Annotated in this window: 19 protein-coding genes; 13 read left to right on the forward strand and 6 right to left on the reverse strand. The window is 69.3% G+C overall.

The features are described 5' to 3' along the window. Positions 1 to 5 precede the first annotated feature (5 nt). The 11 genes from CBM2594_RS23280 to CBM2594_RS23330 all read left to right on the forward strand — a co-directional run bounded on the left by CBM2594_RS23280 (position 6) and on the right by CBM2594_RS23330 (position 11,462). A complete protein-coding gene (locus CBM2594_RS23280) occupies positions 6 to 1,571 on the forward strand; it encodes a class I adenylate-forming enzyme family protein (protein WP_116359153.1) in 1,566 nt (521 codons plus the stop codon). After that, positions 1,568 to 2,359 carry an SDR family NAD(P)-dependent oxidoreductase gene (locus CBM2594_RS23285; protein ID WP_116359154.1) on the forward strand — a complete coding sequence of 264 codons (792 nt, stop codon included), beginning with the start codon at positions 1,568 to 1,570 and terminating at the stop codon, positions 2,357 to 2,359. Before CBM2594_RS23280 ends, CBM2594_RS23285 begins: the two co-directional genes overlap by 4 nt. Positions 2,360 to 2,369: 10 nt before the next feature. Continuing rightward, positions 2,370 to 3,158 (forward strand): crotonase/enoyl-CoA hydratase family protein, encoded by a 789-nt coding sequence (locus CBM2594_RS23290; RefSeq protein ID WP_232346722.1) that lies wholly within the window; start codon positions 2,370 to 2,372, stop codon positions 3,156 to 3,158. A gap of 94 nt (positions 3,159 to 3,252) precedes the next feature. Next, on the forward strand, positions 3,253 to 3,717 hold the full coding sequence (locus CBM2594_RS23295; RefSeq protein ID WP_116359156.1) for an SRPBCC family protein: 465 nt from the start codon (positions 3,253 to 3,255) through the stop codon (positions 3,715 to 3,717). Beyond that, positions 3,698 to 4,045, forward strand: coding sequence for an ArsR/SmtB family transcription factor (locus CBM2594_RS23300; RefSeq protein ID WP_116359157.1), 348 nt, complete (start codon positions 3,698 to 3,700; stop codon positions 4,043 to 4,045). The genes CBM2594_RS23295 and CBM2594_RS23300 overlap by 20 nt, the downstream gene beginning before the upstream one ends. Before the next feature lie 227 nt (positions 4,046 to 4,272). Then, positions 4,273 to 5,487, forward strand: a complete 1,215-nt coding sequence (locus CBM2594_RS23305; RefSeq protein WP_116359158.1) for an efflux RND transporter periplasmic adaptor subunit — start codon at positions 4,273 to 4,275, stop codon at positions 5,485 to 5,487. A gap of 10 nt (positions 5,488 to 5,497) precedes the next feature. Further along, entirely contained in the window at positions 5,498 to 6,190 is a 693-nt protein-coding gene (locus CBM2594_RS23310) for an ABC transporter ATP-binding protein (RefSeq protein ID WP_116359159.1), read from the forward strand. 12 nt (positions 6,191 to 6,202) lie between these two features. Next, the gene (locus CBM2594_RS23315; RefSeq protein WP_116359160.1) at positions 6,203 to 7,357 is read left to right on the forward strand and encodes an ABC transporter permease; all 1,155 of its coding nucleotides are present in this window, start codon (positions 6,203 to 6,205) and stop codon (positions 7,355 to 7,357) included. Positions 7,358 to 7,373: 16 nt separating this feature from the next. Further along, positions 7,374 to 8,540 carry an ABC transporter permease gene (locus CBM2594_RS23320; protein WP_116359161.1) on the forward strand — a complete coding sequence of 389 codons (1,167 nt, stop codon included), beginning with the start codon at positions 7,374 to 7,376 and terminating at the stop codon, positions 8,538 to 8,540. Between the two features lie 170 nt (positions 8,541 to 8,710). After that, the gene (gltS, locus tag CBM2594_RS23325; protein WP_116359162.1) at positions 8,711 to 9,901 is read left to right on the forward strand and encodes a sodium/glutamate symporter; all 1,191 of its coding nucleotides are present in this window, start codon (positions 8,711 to 8,713) and stop codon (positions 9,899 to 9,901) included. Positions 9,902 to 9,914: 13 nt separating this feature from the next. Then, positions 9,915 to 11,462, forward strand: a complete 1,548-nt coding sequence (locus CBM2594_RS23330; RefSeq protein WP_116359163.1) for a TAXI family TRAP transporter solute-binding subunit — start codon at positions 9,915 to 9,917, stop codon at positions 11,460 to 11,462. 30 nt (positions 11,463 to 11,492) lie between these two features. Here the strand turns inward: CBM2594_RS23330 and CBM2594_RS23335 are convergent, their stop codons facing one another. Continuing rightward, positions 11,493 to 11,726, reverse strand: a complete 234-nt coding sequence (locus CBM2594_RS23335; protein WP_116359164.1) for a CDP-diacylglycerol pyrophosphatase — start codon at positions 11,724 to 11,726, stop codon at positions 11,493 to 11,495. A gap of 162 nt (positions 11,727 to 11,888) precedes the next feature. Between CBM2594_RS23335 and CBM2594_RS23340 the strand changes: the two genes are divergently transcribed. Further along, entirely contained in the window at positions 11,889 to 12,362 is a 474-nt protein-coding gene (locus tag CBM2594_RS23340) for a DM13 domain-containing protein (protein WP_116359165.1), read from the forward strand. A 218-nt stretch (positions 12,363 to 12,580) separates the two neighbouring features. On the opposite strand, the gene CBM2594_RS23345 is transcribed toward CBM2594_RS23340, so the two are convergent. After that, positions 12,581 to 13,648 carry a porin gene (locus CBM2594_RS23345; RefSeq protein ID WP_116359166.1) on the reverse strand — a complete coding sequence of 356 codons (1,068 nt, stop codon included), beginning with the start codon at positions 13,646 to 13,648 and terminating at the stop codon, positions 12,581 to 12,583. Between the two features lie 322 nt (positions 13,649 to 13,970). Between CBM2594_RS23345 and CBM2594_RS23350 the strand changes: the two genes are divergently transcribed. Beyond that, on the forward strand, positions 13,971 to 16,622 hold the full coding sequence (locus CBM2594_RS23350) for a penicillin-binding protein 1A (protein ID WP_116359167.1): 2,652 nt from the start codon (positions 13,971 to 13,973) through the stop codon (positions 16,620 to 16,622). Between the two features lie 49 nt (positions 16,623 to 16,671). On the opposite strand, the gene CBM2594_RS23355 is transcribed toward CBM2594_RS23350, so the two are convergent. The 4 genes from CBM2594_RS23355 to CBM2594_RS23370 form a co-directional block, all read right to left on the reverse strand. Continuing rightward, positions 16,672 to 17,079 (reverse strand): type II toxin-antitoxin system VapC family toxin, encoded by a 408-nt coding sequence (locus CBM2594_RS23355; RefSeq protein ID WP_116359168.1) that lies wholly within the window; start codon positions 17,077 to 17,079, stop codon positions 16,672 to 16,674. Then, positions 17,079 to 17,321: an antitoxin gene (locus CBM2594_RS23360; protein WP_116359169.1), complete on the reverse strand. Its 243-nt coding sequence runs from the start codon at positions 17,319 to 17,321 to the stop codon at positions 17,079 to 17,081. Before CBM2594_RS23360 ends, CBM2594_RS23355 begins: the two co-directional genes overlap by 1 nt. Positions 17,322 to 17,450: 129 nt before the next feature. Beyond that, positions 17,451 to 18,785, reverse strand: coding sequence for a DUF1501 domain-containing protein (locus CBM2594_RS23365; RefSeq protein ID WP_116359170.1), 1,335 nt, complete (start codon positions 18,783 to 18,785; stop codon positions 17,451 to 17,453). An 18-nt stretch (positions 18,786 to 18,803) separates the two neighbouring features. Further along, positions 18,804 to 20,408, reverse strand: coding sequence for a DUF1800 domain-containing protein (locus CBM2594_RS23370; protein ID WP_116359741.1), 1,605 nt, complete (start codon positions 20,406 to 20,408; stop codon positions 18,804 to 18,806). Between the last annotated feature and the right edge of the window lie 153 nt (positions 20,409 to 20,561).

Below are 20,561 nucleotides of genomic sequence, written 5' to 3' on the forward strand. Positions count from 1 at the left end.
ACAACATGCAAGTTTCTGCAGAGGCTGCGCGCACGCCGCAGCCCGGCACCGTCGAGCACTGGGCGCGCGAGCGGCCCGACGCGCTCGCCGCCATCGAGGGCGACCGCGCGCTGACGTGGGCCGCGCTGAACGACCAGGCCAACCGGCTCGCGCATGGCCTCGCCGCGCGTGGGCTGGGCCCGGGCGACATCGTCGTGGTCCGTACCCAGATCCGGCTGGAGTGGATGGCCATCGCCGCGGCCTGCGGCAAGCTCGGCTGCTCGCTGCTGGGCATGAACTGGCGGCTGACGCCGGCCGAGGTGCGCTACGTGCTCAACAACAGCCGCGCCAACGCCATCCTGTGCGACGACGCCGACCCGGCCGCGCTGCTGCCGGCCTTTGACGGCCAGCCGCTGAAGGCCGCGGTGTCGCTGGACGTGGCCGCCGCCGGCTTCGATCGCTACACCGATCTCGTCGCCGCCCCCGGCCCGGCACGGTTTTCCGCCGGCCAGCCGGGCCTGATCATCTACACCTCCGGCACCACCGGCCTGCCCAAGGGCGTGCTGCTGCGCGGCAGCGCCGACATGTCCGATCCCATCGTGGCCGAGTACCTGGCCGATGTCGGCGCGCACCGCACCACCTCGGCAGATGCCCGCTTCCTGCTAACCATGCCGGTGCACCACGGCTCGGGTCCGTCGCAGGTCTGGGCGGCGCAGAAGGCCGGCGCGCTCACGGTGATGATCCGGCGCTACGACCCGCTTGCGGTGCTCGACGCCATCCAGCGCTACCGCGTGAGCCACTGGACCGGCGTGCCGACCATGTTCAAGCGGCTGGCCGCGCTGCCGCCCGGCACGGTGGCACAGCACGACCTGTCGTCGCTGCAGTCGATCACGGTGGGCGCGGCGCCGGTGTCGGACGCGCTCAAGCAATGGATCATCACGCATCTTGGCGACTGCCTCTACGAAGGCTACGGCTCGACCGAGACCGGCATGGTCAGCCGCATGATGGCCGGCGACCAGGGGCGCAAGCCCGGCTCCAGCGGCCGGCCATACCGCCACGTGCGCATCGAGATCCGCGACGCCGCCGGCCAGGTACTACCTGTCGGCGAGACGGGCGAGATCTGGGCGTGGACGCCGGTGGTCATCCGCAACTACCTGAACGCCGCGGCGCTCGGCACCGACACGCGCGACCCACGCGGCTTCTTCCGCACCGGCGATGTGGGGCGGCTGGACGAAGAGGGCTATCTCTACATCAGCGACCGCGCCAAGGACATGATCATTTCCGGCGGCGTGAACATCTACCCGGCCGAGATCGAGGCGGCGCTGCAAACCCACCCTGCCGTTGCCGACGCCGCGGTCATCGGCATTCCCGATGAAGAGTTCGGCGAGAGCGTGATGGCGTTCTGCGAGATCAAGCCCGGCCTGAGCGTCGATGAACGCGCGCTGCTGGAGCACTGCGTCGGCCAGCTCGCCTCGTACAAGCGCCCCCGCAACATCCGCATCGTCGACGAACTGCCGCGCAACACCGTCGGCAAGCTGCTCAAGCGCGACCTGCGCGCCCCCTTCTGGAAAGACAAGGAGAAAAACGTATGAACAACCTGCTCAGCCTCAGCGAACGCGTGATGCTGGTGACCGGTGCCGGGCAAGGCGTCGGCCGCCAGATCGCGCTGCACGCCGCCGCCCAGGATGCCGAAGGCGTGGTGGTCAACGACTACTTCCTCGACCGCGCCGAAGCGGTGGCCGAGGAAATCCGCGCCGCCGGTGGACGCGCCATCGCCGTGCAGGCGGACGTGACCAGCCACGAAAGCGTGCAGGCGATGTTTGCCAGGGCCCGCGAGGCCTATGGCCGCGTCGACGTGCTGGTGAACAACGCCGGCAACGCCGGCGCCACGCCCAACGCCGATGCACGCAAGCCGTTCTGGGAAACCGGCCCCGATGCCTGGAACAGCTTCATCGGCGTCAACTTCTACGGCGTGATCCATTGCACCGCAGCCGCCATACCGGACATGATCGCGCGCCAGTCGGGCCGCATCATCACCATCATCTCCGACGCCGGCCGCATGGGCGAAGCGAACCTGGAGGTGTATTCGGGCGCCAAGGCCGGCGCGGCCGGCTTCATGCGCGGCGTGGCGCGCGCCATGGGCCGCTACCACGTCACCGCGAACTGCGTCGCGATCTCCGCCACCATGACCCCGGCCATCGAGGAACGGCTGAAGGCCGACCCCGAGCGCACCAAGAAAATCATGGAGAAATACGTGATCCGGCGCCCGGGCCGGCCCAACGACGTCGCCAATATGGTGACCTTCCTCGCCTCGGACGCCAGCAGCTGGATCACCGGCCAGACTTATCCGGTCAATGGCGGCTTCTCGTTCGCCCTGTAAAGGAGACGGCATGTCAGACACCAATGCAGACACCGCTATGCCGCGCGTGCTGACCGAGCGCCACGGCCATGTGCTGGTCATCACCATCAACCGGCCGGAAGTGAAGAACGCCTGCGACGGCAAGACCGCGCTGGAGATGAACGCGGCCATGGACCAGCTCGACCACGACCCCAGCCTGTTCGTCGGCATCGTCACCGGCGCCGGCGGCGACTTCTCCGCCGGCGCCGACCTGAAAGCGGCTGCGCGCGGCGAGCTGCGCGAAAGTCCGCCGCGCGGCGGCTTCGGCGTATTCAAACGACCCGCGCGCAAGCCCTTGATCGCGGCGGTCGAAGGCGTGGCGGTCGGCGGCGGGCTGGAGCTGTGCCTGTCGTGCGACCTGATCGTCGCCGCGAAGAACGCCCGCATGGGCCTGCCGGAAGTCCGCCACAACCTGGCCGCCATCGGCGGCGGGCTGTTCCGGCTGCCGCGGCGCATCCCCTACCACATCGCCATGGAACTGGCGCTGACCGGCGACCTGAAGGATCCCGCCTTCTTCGCGGCGGTGGGCCTGGTCAACCGGGTGGTCGAGCCTGGCCAGGCGCTGAGCGAAGCGCTGGCCCTGGCCGAACGCCTGATGGCCAACGGCCCGACCGGCCTCGCCGCCGCCAAGGAAATCATCTTCCAGTCCGCCAACTGGACCGACGAAGAGGGCTGGGACAGGCAGATGCCGATCGCCGCCGTGGCGATCGAATCCGAGGACCGCAAGGAAGGACTGAAGGCGTTCGTGGAGAAGCGCAAGCCGGTCTGGCGCGGGATGTAGCGGGCAGGACGGAAGGCATCGGTTGCGGTAACCGATCGCGTCGCCTAATATGCAACCACTTAGTTGCACATCGATCCACCCCAGGAGACCGCCCATGCCTTCCGACACCGACCGCATCGAACGCAGCATCCTGATCGAAGCCCCCGTGGCGCGCGTCTGGCACGCACTGACCGATGCCGATACCTTCGGCAGCTGGTTCGGCGTCCGCTTTGACGGCGCCACCTTCGCCCCCGGCGCGCATGTGGTGGGCAGCATCACCTATCCGGGTTACGAGTACCTGAAGTTCGACGTGCAGGTGGACCGCATGGAGCCGCAACGGCTGCTGTCGTGGCGCTGGCATCCGGCTCCGCTGGAACGCGGACGCGTCTACTCGGACGAGCCGGCGACGCTGGTGGAATTTACGCTGCGCGAGGTGGAAGGCGGCACCATGCTGACGGTGGTCGAGTCCGGCTTTGACCGGATTGCGCCGGAACGCCGCCAGGAAGCGTTCCGCATCAACAGCGGCGGCTGGGATGCGCAGGTCGACAATATCCGCAAGCATGTCGCCGGCGCTGCCTGACGCGCCCGAACTGCGGCAATCCGCCGCCGTCTTTGCCGCGCTCGGCGATGAAACCCGGCTGCGGCTGGTGGCGGCGCTGTGCGCCGGCGGCGCGATGTCGATCGCGCAGCTGACCGCGGGCAGCGCCATGACGCGGCAGGCGGTGACCAAGCACCTGCAGGTGCTGGCTCAGGCCGGGCTGGTGCATGACAGCCGCGCCGGACGCGAGCGCCTGTGGCAGTTCGAGCCGGGCCAGCTCGAGGCCGCGCGCCGGTCGCTGGAAGCGATCGGGCGGCAGTGGGAGTTTGCGCTGGGCAAGCTGAAGGTGGCGGTGGAGGGAAAGCACTAGCTGCCTTGCTCCCTCGCCCGCTTGCGGGAGAGAGGCCGAGGGAGAGGGCCGGCGCTGGCATACCAATCGCCTTTACCTCGTGGACGCTCCCGCCCTCACCCCAACCCTCTCCCGCAAGCGGGAGAGAGAGCAAACAAGCGGTCGTTGGCTGGCGCGCAGGTCGCGAAGTCCCTCCTTATCACCGCTATACTGACAGCCCCGCCCATCCCAGCGAGAGGAAGCGCGCAGTGGCTGACCACGACCTGTCCAGGCTCAAGATCGACCGCAATCCCGCCGCGGCCGGCGTCCGCACCCGCCCCCGTCGAAAATGGCTGCGCTACGCGGCCATCGCGCTGGTGCTGCTGGTCCTGGCCGGCATTGCCATCCGGCTGGCCGGGCCGCGGCCGGTGCAGACCGCCACGGTCACCTCCGCCTACCCCACGCAGAACTTCACGCTGCTGAACGCCACCGGCTATGTCGTGCCGCAGCGCAAGGCGGCGGTCGCGTCGAAGGCGCAGGGCCGGCTGGAATGGCTGGGCGTGCTCGAAGGCTCGCGCGTGAAGAAGGACGAGATCATCGCGCGGCTGGAAAGCAAGGACGTGGCCGCCTCGTTCGCGCAGGCGCAGGCGCAGGTCCAGGTGGCGCAGGCCAACCTGGCGCTGCAGCAGGCCGAGCTGAAGGACGCGGAGGTGAACCTGCATCGCTCCAAGTTGCTGATCGTGCCGAACGCCATATCGCGCACCCAGTACGACGCCGACGTGGCGCGCTATGACAAGGCGCGGGCTTCGGTGAACAGCTCGCGCGCCTCGATCGCCTCGGCGCGGGCCAATGCGCGCGCGGCCGAGGTGGCGGTGGAACAGACCGTGGTGCGCGCGCCGTTCGACGGCGTGGTGCTGGTCAAGCATGCCAACGTGGGCGACAACATCACGCCGTTCTCCGCCGCCGCCGACACCAAGGGGGCGATCGTCACCATCGCCGACATGGAGACGCTGGAAGTCGAGGCCGATGTCGCCGAATCCAATATCGCCAGGATCCGCCCCGACCAGCCCTGCGAGCTGCTGCTCGACGCGCTGCCCGGCCTGCGGCTGGCCGGGCAGGTCTCGCGCATCGTGCCGACGGTGGACCGCTCCAAGGCTACCGTGCTGGTCAAGGTGCGCTTTGTCGACCGCGATGCGCGCGTGCTGCCGGACATGAGCGCCAAGATCGCCTTCCTGTCGCGTGCCGCCACCGCGCAGGACCGCGAGCCGGTGGTCGCGGTGCAGCCGGCGGCGGTGGCCACGCGCGACGGCCGCCAGGTGGTCTACGTGGTCCGCGACGGCAAGGCGCACGAGATGACGGTCAAGACCGGCGACAAGCTGGGCGAACTGGTGGCCGTGCAGGGCGTCAAGCCGGGCGACGTGGTGGTGCTGTCGCCGAGCGAGCAGATCGGCGACGGCAGCCGCGTCAGCACGGCCAAGCCATGAGGAGGCCCGCATGAGCGCCGCGCCGCTGGTGCAGATCGACCACGTCGCCAAGTCCTACCGGCGCGGCGTGCAGACCGTGCCGGTGCTGACCGATATCTCGCTGGAGATCGGCGAAGGCGATTTCGTCGCGCTGATGGGGCCGTCCGGCTCGGGCAAGAGCACGCTGCTGAACCTGATTGCCGGCATCGACCGGCCTGACAGCGGCACGCTGCGCGTCGCGGGACTGGACATCACGCAGTTGCCCGAAGCAGCACTGGCCGACTGGCGTGCCGCCAACGTCGGCTTTATCTTCCAGTTCTACAACCTGATGCCGGTGCTGACCGCGTTCGAAAATGTCGAGCTGCCGCTGATGCTGACCCGCCTGCCGCGCGCGGAGCGGCGCGCGCGCGTGGAACTGGTGCTCGACATGGTCAACCTGGCCGACCGCATGAGCCACTACCCGTCGGAGCTGTCGGGCGGGCAGCAGCAGCGCGTGGCGATCGCGCGCGCGCTGATCACCGACCCCACGCTGATCGTCGCCGACGAGCCCACCGGCGACCTCGACCGCACCTCCGCCGCCGAGATCCTGGCGATGATGCAGCGGCTCAATGCCGATGCCGGCAAGACCATCATCATGGTCACGCACGACGCGCACGCCGCCGCCGCGGCCGGCTCGCTGGTGCATCTGGAAAAGGGGGAACTGATCCGTGGCGAACCGGCGTAGCCTCCAGTCACCATGTACGCGCTCAAGCTGATTGCCCGCAATGCGCTGCGGCACAAGCTGCGCACCACGCTGACGGTGTTCGGGCTGGTGATCGCGGTGCTGGCGTTCGGGCTGCTGCAGACCGTGATCGATGCCTGGTATGCGGGCGCTTCGGCCGCGTCGAGCGCGCGGCTGGTCACGCGCAATGCCATCTCGCTGGTGTTCCCGCTGCCGCTCAGCTACGAGAACCGCATCAAGGGCATCGACGGCGTGACGCTGGTGGCGCGCTCCAACTGGTTCGGCGGGGTCTATCGCGACCCCAAGAACTTCTTCGCGCAGTTCGCGGTCTCGGACAACTACCTCGACCTGTACCCCGAATTCATCGTGCCTGAGGCGCAGCGCGCCGACTACCAGCGCGACCGCAAGGGCGCGCTGGTAGGACGCCAGCTGGCCGACCAGTTCGGCTTCAAGGTCGGCGACGTGATCCCGATCAAGGGCACCATCTACCCCGGCACCTGGGAATTCGTGGTGCGCGGCATCATGGACGGGCGCGACGAAAGCACCATCACGCGCCAGATGGTGTTCCACTGGGAATACCTGAACGAGACCGTGCGCAAGCGCACCCCGCGCCAGGCCGACCAGGTCGGCGTCTACGTGCTGGGCGTCGACAACCCCGACAACACCGCGGCGATCTCGCGCCAGGTCGACGGCGTATTCCGCAATTCGCTGGCCGAAACCCTGACCGAAACCGAGCAGGCCTTCCAGCTGGGCTTTGTCGCGATGTCGAACCAGATCATCGCGGCGATCCGCGTGGTGTCCTACGTGGTGATCGTGATCATCATGGCGGTGATGGCCAACGCGATGGCGATGAGCGCGCGCGAGCGCACCGTCGAATACGCCACGCTCAAGGCACTGGGCTTCGGCCCCGGCTTCCTGGCGCTGCTGGTGTTCGGCGAATCGCTGGCGCTGTGCGTGGCCGGCGGCGCGCTCGGCATGCTGGCCACGCCGCCGGTGGCCACTGCCTTCAAGCAGGCGGTGGGCGGCGTGTTCCCGGTGTTCACGGTATCGCCGCAGACCATGCAGCTGCAGGCGGCATGCGCGCTGGCGGTGGGCGTCTTCGCCGGCATCGTGCCGGCGGTGCAGGCGGCGCGCGTGCGCATCGTCGAAGGCCTGCGGGCCATCGGCTAGCGCGGGGAAGACTGCCGTGGCCATCCCGCTGACCTATATTGCGCGCAACCTGTGGGCCAGGCGCCTGACCACCGCGCTGACCGCGGCGGGGCTGGCGCTGGTGGTGTTCGTCTTCGCCACCATGCTGATGCTCGACGCCGGCCTGAAGAAAACCCTGGTCACCACCGGCGAGCACGACAACGTGGTCGTGATCCGCAAGGGCGCCGAGACCGAGATCCAGAGCGCGGTCAACCGCGACCAGGCCAGCATCATCGAGATGCACCCGGCGGTGGCCATCAGCGGCGCCGGCCGGCCGCTGGCGTCGCGCGAGGCCGTGGTGCTGATCTCGCTGACCAAGGCCAGCACCGGCCAGCCGTCCAACGTGGTGATCCGCGGCATCTTGCCGCCGGGCATGGACCTGCGCCCGCAGGTGCGGCTGGTGGCGGGGCGCATGTTCCGGCCGGGCTCGTCCGAGATCATCGTCGGCAGCAGCATTGCCGGCGGCTTTGCCGGGGTGCAGATCGGCGAGCACCTGCGCTTTGCGCAGCGCGACTGGACCGTGGTGGGCCACTTCGACGCCGGCGGCAGCGGCTTCGATTCCGAGATCTGGGGCGACGTCGACCAGTTGATGCAATCGTTCCGGCGCAACGCGTACTCGTCGATGGTGGTCAGGCTGGCTGATTCGGCGCTGTTCGAACGCTTTCGCGCCGATCTCGACGTCGACCCGCGCCTGGCCGACGAGGCCAAGCGCGAGCAGGCGTTCTACAGCGACCAGTCCAAGGCCCTGTCCGGCTTTATCAATATCCTGGGCTTCACGCTGTCGACCATCTTCTCGATCGCGGCGATGATCGGCGCCATGATCACCATGTACGCGTCGGTGGCGAACCGCGTGGCGGAGATCGGCACGCTGCGCGCGCTGGGCTTCCAGCGCGCCAGCGTGCTGGCCGCGTTCCTGGCCGAAGCGGCGCTGCTGGGGCTGGTCGGCGGCGCCGCGGGGCTGGCCTGCGCGGCGCTGATGCAGTTCGCCTCGTTCTCGACCACCAACTTCCAGACCTTCGCCGACCTGTCGTTCCGCTTTATCCTGACGCCGGCGATTGCGCTGCAGACGCTGGCGTTCTCGATGGCGATGGGGCTGGTGGGGGGCTTCCTGCCGGCGGTGCGGGCGGCGCGGATGAATATCGTGGAGGCGTTGCGGGCGCGTTGAGTTATGCACGCCGCTGCCGGTTTGCTTCCCTCTCCCGCAAGCGGGAGAGGGAGCAGGACTTCGGCATCTCAGAACGCCGCAGCCCTGCCCAGCCCCATCCTTTCCTTGCCTTCTCCCCAACGTCCGACTAAAACCCGTAGTGATGCATGCTACGCGTCAGGACGCCCCCGATGAACCTTGACCTGCTGGCCTCATTGCTGACCGCCGTGGTGGTGCTGCTGATCGGTACGCTGGTCAACCGCAGCGTCGGCGTGCTGTCGCGCTACAACATTCCCGATCCCGTCACCGGCGGCCTGCTGTTCGCGATCGTCGCGTCGACGGCGCTGGCGACGGTGAACTTCCGCGTGGTGATCGATCCCGGCATGAAGCCGGTGCTGCTGCTGATGTTCTTCGGCGGCGTCGGCCTCTGCGCCGACCTGCGCATGCTCAGGCGCGGCGGCAAGGCGCTGGTGATCTTCCTGGCCATCCTGCTGCCCTATATCGTGGTGCAGAACGTGGTGGGCGTGGCCATGGCGCGGGTGCTGGACCTGCACCCGATCTTTGGCCTGGTGAGCGGCTCCATCACGCTGGTGGGCGGGCACGGCACCGGCGCCGCCTATGCCGAGCGCTTTGCCGAGGTCAACAACCTGCAGGCGGTGATGGACCTGTCGATGACGGTGGCCACGGTCGGCCTGGTCGTCGGCGGCATCATCGGCGGGCCGGTGGCGCAGTACCTGATCTCGCGCTACCAGCTGCGCTCGACCGCGCGCGAGGCCGGCGACACCGAGGAAGAAGCAGCGGCGCTGTCGCCCATCACCACCGTGGGCGCGCTGGCGTCGCTGGCCGGCATCCTCGCCGCGGTGATCGGCGGGCGCTGGATTGCCGCGCAGATGCCGACCGGGGCCATCACCATCCCGGGCTTCCTGTGGTGCATGATGCTCGGCATCGCGCTGCGCAACCTGCTGCCCTTTGCCGGCATGCGCTTCGACGACCGCGCCACCGACCTGATCACCAATGTCTGCCTGTCGCTGTTCCTGGTGATGACGATGATGGCGCTGGACCTGGCCGACGTGGCGCTTTCCGCGGGTCCGTTCCTGCTGATCATCGCGATGCAGGTGGTGTTCATCATCCTCTACGTGGTGCTGGTGTGCTTCCGCTTCATGGGGCGCGACTACGAGGCCGCGGTCAGCTCGGCCGCGTTCATCGGCTTCAACATGGGCTCGACCGCCACCGCCATGGCCAATATGCGCGCCATCACCGCGCGCTACGGACCGGCGCCCACCAGCTACCTGATCACGCCGCTGGCCGGCGCGTTCTTCGTCGACCTGATGAATGCGTTCGTGCTGACCATGATGCTGGCGCTGCCGCTGATCGGGGGCTGAGATGGGGCCTGACATGCGCCGCGCCCTGCTGACCCTGCTGTTCGCCGTGCTGGCCAGCGCCTGGCTGGCCGCATGCGGCGGCGGCCCGCCCGCCGACGGCATTCGCAGCGGCGTGGAGGAGCGGCTGGCGCTGGCGCTGCCGCCGGGCACGGTCCAGGTGGTGGAGCTGGAGCGCCGCGGCTCGCAGGCCGATACCAAGGCGCCGGCCGGTGAAACGCGCCGCATCGTCTATTTCGACGCCGAGCTGAAGCTGCTGCGCGACTATGACTTCGGCGCCTGGGATTCGCCCGGCGTGGCCGGGCTGGTATCGGCGCTGGGCGCGGGCCCGCGCGGCATCACCGGCATCACCAGCGGCGGCAACAAGGCCGGCGACATCATCCGCGCCCACGGCACCGCGCTGTACCGTCGCGACGGCGAACGCTGGGTCGGCGTGCTGCCGGCCGGCTACCGCCCGGCCGAGGCGCCGTCCGTCGCCACCAATACGCCGACCGGCCCGGCGGCGATCCTGGACGCGATGCGCAAGGTGATCGATTCCGTGCAGAAGGATGCCTCGCCGGCGCAGCGCGCGGTGATCGAGCAGGAGCTGACCACCGCGCACGCCAATATCCGCGCGCGGCTGGCGCGGGTCAATGAAGGCTATGCCATCGCCGCGGGCGCCGAGCACGGCCAGTACTTGCGCTTTGCGCAGGCGCTGGTGGCCGGCACGCGCGTGCGCGCGATCCCGCTGGTTACCCACGGCGGCGACGAGAACCTGCGCCTGCTGCGTGCGGGCAAGGTCTCGGTGGCGCTGGCGCAGGGCGATGCCGCGCTGGATGCGTACGAGGGCAAGGACGCCTTCGCCGGAGACGGCCCGCAGGCGTCGCTGCGCGCCATCGGCAGCCTCTATCCGGAGCCCGTGCATGTGCTGGTGCGCGACGGCGATACCGCGCGCTCGGTGTCGGACCTGCGCGGCAAGCGCATCGCGGTGGGCGAGCGCGGCTCGGCCTCGCGCGGCACCGCGCTGCGCGTGCTGGCCGCGCATGGCCTGGCGGACAAGGACTTCAAGGCCGAGGAAGTGGGGCTGGGCACCGGACTGGTCGCGCTGCGCCAGAACCAGGTCGACGCCGTGATCCAGGTGATCGGCGTGCCCGCCGACAGCATCCGCGATGCACTGGCGGAAATGCCGCTGCGGCTGCTGCCGCTGGACGAAAAGGCCATCGCCGCGCTGGTTGGCCGCCAGGCCGCTTATTTCCGCGCAGTGATAGCGCCGGGCACCTATCCCGGCCTGAGCGCGCCGGTGCGCACCATCGCCACCGCGGCCGTGCTGGTGACCGGACCAGACCTGTCCGATGCCGAAGTGGCCGACCTGACGCGGCTGGTCTACCGCAATGGGCGGGACCTGGTCGCGCGCGGCAGCGCCCAGGGCGGTCAGATCGCCGTGGCGACGGCGCGCCAGGGCCTGATGATTCCGCAACATCTGGCCGCGGCCAAGGCACTGGACGCCATGGGCCAGTCTGGCAGCACGCCGGCTCCCGCACGGCCCGCCAGGCCGCCTGCCGCGTCCGGGACGCAGGTCAGATAAGAGATGCGCCGGGGGATGCGCCGGCCGGCTTCAACGCCGGCAAGAGACGCCGTAGAACGTTCCTGCGCGTGGATTAGACACCACATAAGCGTGGCGCTGCGCCCAGAACTGTGCGGTACGGAAGGCTTCGGCCTCGCGCTCGCTCCACTCCGTTGCCAGCAACGGCAGGGCCTCGGCATCGGTGGTCAGGTAGACGCGCGCCTGGTAGCGCGCGGATTGCATGGTGCCGGTACGGATGGTGCGGATCGTGACGTGGAGGGTCATAGGCAGCTTCTCGACAGGGCAACTACCAGATCATAACCACTTCCATGTGTTGGATTGGTGAAACCGTTGCGAATGTGCAAAGGCCGCCAGATTGCCAGGGCGCTGTCAGGTTCCGCCACCGGCGCCGACATACCGGCATCTTCCTGCCCTCTGGAGCCACACATGCCAGCCCGGCCCGCCATCCTCGTCCTGTCCCACCTCGCCATGCTGGCCGCCGGCTTCGCCGCGGGCATCTACGTGCTGCCGATCCTGACGGCGCAGCCCGGCGCCAGTGCCGGGCAGGTGCAGGCGGTATCGCAACAGGCGCGCTATTCCGGCACCTTCCGCAAGGACCTGCCAGGCAGCGACGCGCTGCACTGGGCCAGCGGGCGGCTCCATGTCTCGGCCAATGCGCTCGCCTTTGAAGGCAGCGTGGCACCGGGGCCGGATTACCGGATCTACCTGGCGCCGACGTTTGTCGACAACAAGGCGGCCTTCTTGCAGATCAAGAACCGGTCGCTGCAGGTGGGTGAACTCAAGACCTTCGGCAATTTCACCGTGGCGTTGCCGGCGGGGGTGGACCCGGCGCAGTATGCGGCGGTGGTGATCTGGTGCGAGAGGTTCGGGCAGTTTATTGGGGCGGCCGGGTATCGGTAGGAACCGCGGGCAGGAACCGCGGGTAGGAACTGCGGGTAGGACTGCGGATAGCAGATTGCCCCGCCGGCAGCGCGAAGCCCCGGCTCAAAGGAAAAAAGGGCCGATCAACGCAACCGGCCCAACGAACCCCGCAAGACAGCCGCAGGTGTCGATATGAGCGTCAAGCACCCGCCCGTGCAGGCCATGGAGCCTGCCGGGCGGTTATCAGGCGGTGAGACTCAGAAGCGGTGACGCAGGCCGATGGTGGCGCCGGTCTGGTTCTCGCCGGCAACCACGGTGCCCACGCCGTTCAGGCCCAGCGCCGAGCCGGACTTGTTCTTCGAGTAGCCCACGTTCAGGTACACGTCGGTGCGCTTGGACAGCGAGTAGTCCGCCGACAGCACGAACATCCACGGATCCGCGTCGCTGTTGCGGGTGTCGTTGTAGTACGCCGCGCCGGTCAGCAGGAACGCCGGCGTGAAGCGGTACTGTGCGCCGGCCCAGTAGACATTGCTGCGGGTCGCGGCCGCGGTGGCGCTGGACACGCCGTCGTCGCGCAGCCAGCGGTAGCCGGCGAACACCTTGGCGCCGCCGAAGGCGTAGGCCGCGCCCACGGCCGCGCGCTTGGCGGCGCGGTCCTGCAGCGCCACCGTGCCGCCCTGGAACTGGTCGTAGGCGGCGCCGACCGACAAGCCGCCCGCCGCATACGACAGGCCGCCGCCGAAGTTGCGCCCGACCTTGGTCTCGCCCGGGATTTCGGTGTTGTCGCGGCCGAAGCTGTAGAAGCCGGTGGCGGTCAGGCCGCCGAACTTGCCGGTGTACTTGACGGCGTTGTCGGCGCGGCCGTTGAAGGCCGAGTCCACGCTGTTCAGCGAGTAGCGCGGGCCCACGCCCATCGGGTCGAAGGCGCCGAACAGGTCGTATAGCGCGTTCTGCTGGCGGCCCAGCGTGAGCGCGCCCCAGCCGCCCTGCAGGCCGACGTAGGCCTGGCGCCCGAACAGGCGGTTGCCCTGGCCCGAGGTGCCGGTGTCGACGTCGAAGCCGCTTTCCAGCACGAAGATGCCCTTCAGGCCGCCGCCGAGGTCTTCGGTGCCGCGCAGGCCCCAGCGCGAACCCGACAGGTTGCCCGAGTTCAGGCGCACGGCCGTGCCTTCGGCGCCGCCGCTGCCCGGCACGTTGCTGATCACTTCGACGCCGGCATCGACGATGCCGTAGAGCGTCACGTTGGACGTGGTCTGGGCCGACGCCACCCCGGATGCGGCCGACGCGGCCGCTGCTGCCGTCATTGCAAGGAGAGCTTTCTTCACTGTAGTTTCTCTGTGTTCTGTTTGAGGCACGACACCGCACCGGACCCATGGCCGCGACCGCCCATGAACGTCATGGTGATCCGGCCCAGCCGGGCAACCCGGCAACGGTGCATCGTCCGCACGAGTGGCGGCCCCGGCATTGTGGCGGCGCAATATGAAAGCTTTGTGACCTATGCTTGGCAGCAGGAAGTGGCGCATCGCGCCCCGATGGGGGTTTTCCCTGTAACCGGCGGGAACGTTTTGGTAGGATGCAGGCTTTTCCGACGACGGTAATGCCAGTGTCCCGTGCCGCCCCGCGCCTGTGCCTCGACCGCTTCGCCTCATGAGGCTGGCTGAGATCAAGACCCGGCTTGCCCCGCTGCTTGCCTCGTTCCAGGCTTCATTGCCTGCCCCCCTGCAACAAGGCCTGTCCCGACTGGCGGCGCGCACCGCGCGCGCGGGCCTGACCCGGCCCGGCACCCTGCGCCCCACCCGGCGCGGCCTGCTGGCCGGCCTGGCTGCAATCCCGGCGGCCTTGCTGCTCTATGTGCTGGCGCTGATCCCGTTCACGCCGGGCATCAGCGATATCCGCAAGGCCAAGTCCGAGCAGCCGGCCCAGGTGCTGTCCGCCGACGGCAAGGAGCTGGCGGTGTTCAAGTGGGCCAACCGCGACTGGGTGCCACTGAAGCAGATCTCGCCCAACGTGGTGGCGGCGCTGATCTCGACCGAGGACCATCGCTTTTACCAGCACCACGGGCTGGACTGGCGCCGCATCGCCTCGGCCGCGCTGCATACCTTTTCCGGCGACCGCCAGGGCGGCTCGACCATCACCCAGCAGCTGGCGCGCAACCTCTATCCCGACGAGATCGGCCGTGCCCCCACGCTGACGCGCAAGCTCAAGGAAGCGATCACCGCGCTGAAGATCGAGGCGCTCTACACCAAGGACGAGATCCTCGAGACCTATCTCAACACGGTGCCGTTCCTGTACAACGCCTTCGGCATCGAGATGGCGGCGCGCACCTACTTCGACCGCCCCGCCCGGACGCTCGACGTGCTGCAGAGCGCCACGCTGATCGGCATGCTCAAGGGCAACAGCTACTACAACCCGGTACTCAACCCGGAGCGCGCGCTGGACCGGCGCAATACCGTGCTGGGGCAGATGGTCAAGCGCGGCAAGCTCGACGCAGCGCGCTACGAGCAGCTGAAAAAGCGCCCGCTGCGCATCGATTTCGAACGGCAGACCGAGCCGCCCGGCCCCGCGCCGCACTTTGCGCAGCAACTGCGCAAATGGCTGATCGGCTGGGCCGACCGCAACGGCTACGACATCTACGCCGACGGCCTGGTGGTCCACACCACCATCGACGCGCGCCTGCAGGCCATGGCCACGCAGGCCGTGGTGCAGCAGGGCAACCGGCTGCAGGCGGTCGCCAACGCCGCCTGGGCGCCGCGCGCGGGCTGGGCCGCCAACAAGCCGCTGGTGCAGGCCTTCGTGCGCGAGACGCCGGAATACCGCGCCGCCGTCGCCGCCGGCACCGCGCCGGACGAGGCGCTGCGCCAACTGATGTCAGACAGCGCCTTCCTGCGCGCGCTGCACCAGAGCAAGACCCGCATCCAGGCCGGCTTCCTGGCCATCGACCCGCGCAACGGCGAGATCCGCGCCTGGGTCGGCAGCCGCGACTACACCCAGGACGCGTTCGACCACGTGCAGCAGGCGCGCCGCCAGCCGGGCTCGACCTTCAAGCCCTTTGTCTACGGCGCTGCCTTCGACGAGGGCAAGACGCCCGACGACACGCTGGTGGACCAGCCGGTGGAAATCGAGCTGGCCGGCGGCGAGGTCTGGCGTCCCACCGATGAAGGCCGCCCCACCGGCCGCGCCATGACGCTGCGCGAGGGCCTGGTCTATTCGCGCAACACCATCACCGCGCAGCTGATGCAGGAAGTGGGCCCCGCGCGCGTGGCGCGGCTGGCGCGCGACATGGGCGTGCGCGACAGCCAGCTCGACGTGGTGCCGTCGCTGGCGCTGGGCACCAGCCCGGTCACGCTCAAGGAGATGGTGGCCGCCTACGGCACCATCGCCAATGCCGGCGACTACATCGCGCCGACCATGGTGACGCGCATCGAAGACCGCCAGGGCAATGTGCTGCAGGTATTCCGCCCGGCGCGCGCCGAGCACGCGCTGCCCGCCGCCGCCACGCAAACCCTGCTCGACGTGATGCGCGACGTGATCGACCGCGGCACCGGCGCCGGCATCCGCTCGCGCTTCGGCATCCGCGCCGACGTCGCCGGCAAGACCGGCACCACCCAGGACAATGCCGACGGCTGGTTCATCCTGATGCATCCGGAACTGGTGGCGGGCGCCTGGGTCGGCTTCAACGACAGCCGCATCACGCTGCGCAGCGACTACTGGGGCCAGGGCGCGCACAGCGCGCTGCCGATGGTGGGCGACTTCTACCAGCGCGCGCTGCGCGCCCGCATCATCGACGGCCGGGCGCGCTTTGCCGAGCATGAGGAGACCCACTTGTTCGCCTCGCTGGGCACGCAGCTGCGCGGCTGGTTCAGCCAGCTGTTCACGCGCGACAAGGCCAGCGAGAACCCGGCCCCGCGGCCGGCGCCGCGCCGTCCGGCGTTGCCGGCGCAGGAAGCCGAACTGCCGCCGCCCGCGGGCGCGGCCTCGGCTGTGGCGGCTGACGCCGATCACGATGAATCCAGCCTGGCGCTGGACCGGGGGGAGACGGTGGTGGCGGTGCCGCCGGGTTTCACTGCGGACGCCTCGGCGGCAAGTGGTGCGGAGACGCCGGCCGCTTCGGCAGCGGTGCCGCCCGGGGCTGCAGGTTCGGCCTCGTATCCGGGTATCTCCGCCCATCCCGCAGCCCCTGTCCCGCCAGCGGTGCCTGTGCCTGCTGCGCCGCGGAACAGCGCCCCGCCGACAGATCCGTCACCGACGACTGCGCCCGCGCCGGCAAGCGCCCCCCTGCCAGGCGCCGCACCGGCCTGATGCGAACATCGTGCCGCTTCGTGGCGGACGAAAAACTGCGCGCCGGTTTCTAGGTCGGTTTCAGCCAGTTTTCACAGCGCAATCCCTTCACGCGCGCAAATTCTCCAATATTGTCGGTGACCAGCACGGCATTTAGCGAGAGCGCGTGCGCGGCTATCAGCATGTCATTGGCGCCAATCACCTGACCGGTGCGTTCCAGGGCAGCACGCAAGTCGCCGTAGCGAATATCGGCACCTTCGTCCAGCGGTAATACCCGTAAACCCGCCAAGGCATGGCTGACACGCTCGCTCAGCGCTGCGGAACCCTTCTTGGCTGCGCCGAAGCGGAGTTCGGCTGCGACAATGATAGAGGTGCACAGGCTGTCAGGCTCAAGCGAAGCAATCCGCCCGGCACAGGGTCCGCGCGTATTGCGAATGGCGTCGGAAATAACGTTGGTATCGAGCAGAAATAAGTCCATCAGAGATCGACATCCTCGGCAGGCAGGTTATCGATCGCTGGCCACTCCACGTCGATAGGCTCCCATTGCGCCAGCAGGGCTCGCAACGGCATCGCCGCAACGGGCTCGATGATGAGGTGGTTCCCTTCACGGCGCAGGATGGCTTCCTGTCCCGGCAACTCGAACTCCCGCGGGATGCGGATCGCCTGGTTGCGGCCATTGCGAAACAGTCTTACATGGCGGATTTCGTCTATCCGGGTCATCAGCAACTCCTAAGCATATGCCAAAGCATATGCCAATTATCCTGCGAAGGCAATGAGCCGACGGGCCCTTATCGCCTCACTTTTCCCTCAAAGTCCCGAAACGCGAATGTTGGCCAGTTGCCCGTCTGGTCACACCAACCCAATCTCCCGCCCCGCCGCCACCCCCGGAAACACCTGCGCCAGCCGCCCCGTATCCAGCCCGTACAACCTGCGGAACAGCCCGCCCAGCAGCGCCCGGTACTCGTTGCGCACCGGCCAGTCCCGATTCTGGTTGAGCGTGGCCGCTTCCACCGCCACCTGCTCGCCAGCGATGCGGCCGCCGCGCACGGTGCCGCCCAGCACCCAGTAGACCGTGCCGTGGCCGTGGTCGGTGCCGCGCGTGCCGTTCTCGCGGAAGGTGCGGCCGAACTCGGACAGCACCACCACGGTGGTCTGGTTCCATGCGGGGCCCATCTCCGCGGCAAAGGCCGACAGGCCGCGGCCCAGGTTGTCGAGCAGCCCGGCCAGCTGGCCCTGCGCGCCGCCCTGGTTGACGTGGGTGTCCCAGCCGCCCACGTCGATAAAGCCCAGGTTGAAGCGCTCGCGCATCAGCCCCGCCATGCGCCGCGCCTCGACTTCGAAGCCGCGGGCGCTGAGCGCGCGGCGGCTGGCGGCCTGCATCTCCTGCTGGCGCGATGCCGTCGTGGCCTGGCCGACGCCGGCCATGCCGCCGCCCTGCACCTCGGCCTGCGCCTGGCGCGCGACCGTCTCGCGCAGCTCGAAGCCCTCGTCGATCAATGACTCGAAGCGCGTGCCGCGGTACATCTGCGCCAGCAAGCTGGCCTGGCGCGCGTCGAACGGGGCGCGGCCGGTGCCCTTCAGCGAGACATTGGGCACGTCGCGCGGGCCGGCCAGCACCAGCGGCAGCCCGTCGGTGAACGCCACCGGTGCGCCCTGTCCGCCCATGGCCTGCGCCAGCCGGTTGAGGAAGCCGCTGCCGCGCAGCGCGGCCAGTGCCTGGCGGTCGGTGCCGTCGCCGGGCAGGCCGGCCTCGATGCCGTCCTGGGTCTCGAAGTGGCTGCGCGACAGGTCCTGCGTGCCGGCGAACGGCACGAAGGCCAGCTGGCCCTGCTGCCACAACGGCAGCAGGCTCGGCGCCAGCGCCGGATGCAGGGCCCAGTCGCCGATGGCACGCGCGGCGCTGTCTGCGCTAAAGGCCGAAGCCAGCGCCACCGCCGCATTGGGATCGGCGTCCGCACCCGGCGCGGGCGGGCGGCGGATGGCGATATTGGGCCGCGCCGCATAGTAGAAATCGCTGCCGGCCGGCACCAGCACGCTGGCGGCGTCATAGCCGCCGCGCAGGAATACCAGCAGGAAGCGCGCCCCCGCCTGCGCCGGCAGCGCGTAGACGCGCGAGGCGATGGCGGGCAGCGCCAGCCCCAGCGCGGCGCTTCCCATCGTCTTGAGCCATTGTCGGCGTTGCATGCGTGCTCTCCTTTGGCTTCAGCGCTGCATCCATTCGGGCGAACTCAGCAGCAAGGTGTTCCATTCGGCCTGCGATGGCGCCTGCGCCAGCGCGGCGCGCGTGGCGGGGCCCAGGGTGGCTTCGATGGCCTCGTAGTACAGCTTGTTGCCGATCATCGGGAAGCGCGCGCCGCGCGGCGTAGTGCTATCGCCGGCGAACAACCCGGCCGGCCCGGAGCCGATCCCGCGCGCGATCTCGAAGCGCCGCACCATCTGCCCCGAACTGGCCCACGCGCTTTCCGCCGACGGGTAGCCGTCGGGCGTGACGTGGCCGTACAGCGGCTCGCCCAGCTGGTTCAGCCAGTTCATCACCGGGCGCAGGTTGGCCACCGGGCGGCCCTCATACGCCAGCCGCAGCGACGACACCACATAGACCATCGGATCCTTGAACTTGCGCGCGGCCGCGCCCCCCTGCCGCTCCAGTTCGGGCGCCAGCAGCATGGTGCGCAGCACCGCGGCGATATCGCCGTCGGTGCGCGTGAAGGTCTGCGCCATGCGCTCGACCAGCGCGGGCGGCGGGTCGTCGGCGATGAAGTACGCAGCCAGCCTGGCACTGACATGGCGCGCCGTAGCCGGCTCACTTGCCAGGATCGACACCGCGCGCACCACTTCGTCGAAGCCCGACGGCTCGATGCGCTGCCCCAGCAGCGTCTTGGCGCCGAAGTCATGGCGTGCCGGGTTGAACTCGAACAGACCGTCACTGCGGTACAGTCCCGCGCGCGCCGGCGGCAGCTTCGGCGGCGGCGTGCCGCGCAGGTTCACGCCGACACCGGTCAGCACCCGCGCCAGCTCCTGCACGTCCTGCTGCGTATAGCGCGAGCCGCTGGGCCCGCCGGACACGCCCAGCGTGTGCAGCTCCATCAGTTCGCGCGCGTAGTTTTCATTGACGCGGTTGGCGCTGCTCTGGGCATTGTCGAGATAGACCAGCATCGCCGGCGCGGTCACCGTGGCCATCAGCAGGTCGCGGAACCGGCCCAGCGCGTGCGGGCGGATCGCGCGCTCTTCGTAGTCGGCCAGCAGCAGCCGGACCTGGCCCTTGCCCGAGTAGACGTTGAAATGGTTCATCCAGAACCACGTCATCTGCTCGCGCAGCTGCGCCGGCGAATACAACGCGCGCAGCAGGTGGCGCCGGCTGGCATCGGCGACGAGCTCGCGGCCCTGCGCGTTCAGCGCCTGGCGTGCCTGCTGCTTGCTGGCCTCGTCAGGCAGGGTGTCGATGCGCTGGCGCGCCTCGCGCGCGGCCTGGACTTGTGCGTCGGCGCCGTCGCGCAGGCTGGGCAAGGCGGCGATGGCGGCGGCCAGCTCGGGCGGATCGGCCAGCGGCATCGCCAGTTGCTGCGCGAGGTAGCCCTTGCGGCCCAGCCGGCGCAGCGCGTCCAGCGAAGCCTGGTCGGCGCCGTAGCTGACGGTATTGAGCCAGCGCAGGTCGGCGGCGGCCGTGGCGCCTTTATCGTCGGCGTTTCCCGTCCCGGCCGGCAACTGGGCACAGCCTGCCAGGCACGCGGCCAGCGCCAGCGCCGCGGCGGCGCGCCACGCGGGCAGGCGCCCGCGGCCGGGCAGTCTCTGGTGCTGCGTTGGATCCATGTGATTCACCTCGTCCGGTTCGGTCGCCATCTCCATGTTACGTGGCAAGCCCGGACCGGTTGACGCGGCGCCGCCCCGCGAGTGTTACCAATGCTTTCAGCGCGATTGCCGGATTTGCCAAGACAGCGGCGCCGGGCCTCGCTAGCCTTGCGC

The organism is Cupriavidus taiwanensis (assembly GCF_900249755.1).
In the GTDB taxonomy this organism is placed as follows: domain Bacteria; phylum Pseudomonadota; class Gammaproteobacteria; order Burkholderiales; family Burkholderiaceae; genus Cupriavidus; species Cupriavidus taiwanensis_D.

Excerpts from the sequence above, each read along its gene's own strand:
- CBM2594_RS23335 (WP_116359164.1), bottom strand. The coding sequence starts at position 11,726 with ATGACCCTCCACGTCACGATCCGCACCATCCGTACCGGCACCATGCAA.
- CBM2594_RS23310 (WP_116359159.1), top strand. The coding sequence starts at position 5,498 with ATGAGCGCCGCGCCGCTGGTGCAGATCGACCACGTCGCCAAGTCCTAC.
- CBM2594_RS23285 (WP_116359154.1), top strand. The coding sequence starts at position 1,568 with ATGAACAACCTGCTCAGCCTCAGCGAACGCGTGATGCTGGTGACCGGT.
- CBM2594_RS23330 (WP_116359163.1), top strand. The coding sequence starts at position 9,915 with ATGCGCCGCGCCCTGCTGACCCTGCTGTTCGCCGTGCTGGCCAGCGCC.
- CBM2594_RS23340 (WP_116359165.1), top strand. The coding sequence starts at position 11,889 with ATGCCAGCCCGGCCCGCCATCCTCGTCCTGTCCCACCTCGCCATGCTG.
- CBM2594_RS23290 (WP_232346722.1), top strand. The coding sequence starts at position 2,370 with ATGTCAGACACCAATGCAGACACCGCTATGCCGCGCGTGCTGACCGAG.
- CBM2594_RS23370 (WP_116359741.1), bottom strand. The coding sequence starts at position 20,408 with ATGGATCCAACGCAGCACCAGAGACTGCCCGGCCGCGGGCGCCTGCCC.
- CBM2594_RS23280 (WP_116359153.1), top strand. The coding sequence starts at position 6 with ATGCAAGTTTCTGCAGAGGCTGCGCGCACGCCGCAGCCCGGCACCGTC.
- CBM2594_RS23365 (WP_116359170.1), bottom strand. The coding sequence starts at position 18,785 with ATGCAACGCCGACAATGGCTCAAGACGATGGGAAGCGCCGCGCTGGGG.
- CBM2594_RS23295 (WP_116359156.1), top strand. The coding sequence starts at position 3,253 with ATGCCTTCCGACACCGACCGCATCGAACGCAGCATCCTGATCGAAGCC.
- CBM2594_RS23350 (WP_116359167.1), top strand. The coding sequence starts at position 13,971 with ATGAGGCTGGCTGAGATCAAGACCCGGCTTGCCCCGCTGCTTGCCTCG.
- CBM2594_RS23355 (WP_116359168.1), bottom strand. The coding sequence starts at position 17,079 with ATGGACTTATTTCTGCTCGATACCAACGTTATTTCCGACGCCATTCGC.
- gltS (WP_116359162.1), top strand. The coding sequence starts at position 8,711 with ATGAACCTTGACCTGCTGGCCTCATTGCTGACCGCCGTGGTGGTGCTG.
- CBM2594_RS23360 (WP_116359169.1), bottom strand. The coding sequence starts at position 17,321 with ATGACCCGGATAGACGAAATCCGCCATGTAAGACTGTTTCGCAATGGC.
- CBM2594_RS23300 (WP_116359157.1), top strand. The coding sequence starts at position 3,698 with ATGTCGCCGGCGCTGCCTGACGCGCCCGAACTGCGGCAATCCGCCGCC.
- CBM2594_RS23315 (WP_116359160.1), top strand. The coding sequence starts at position 6,203 with ATGTACGCGCTCAAGCTGATTGCCCGCAATGCGCTGCGGCACAAGCTG.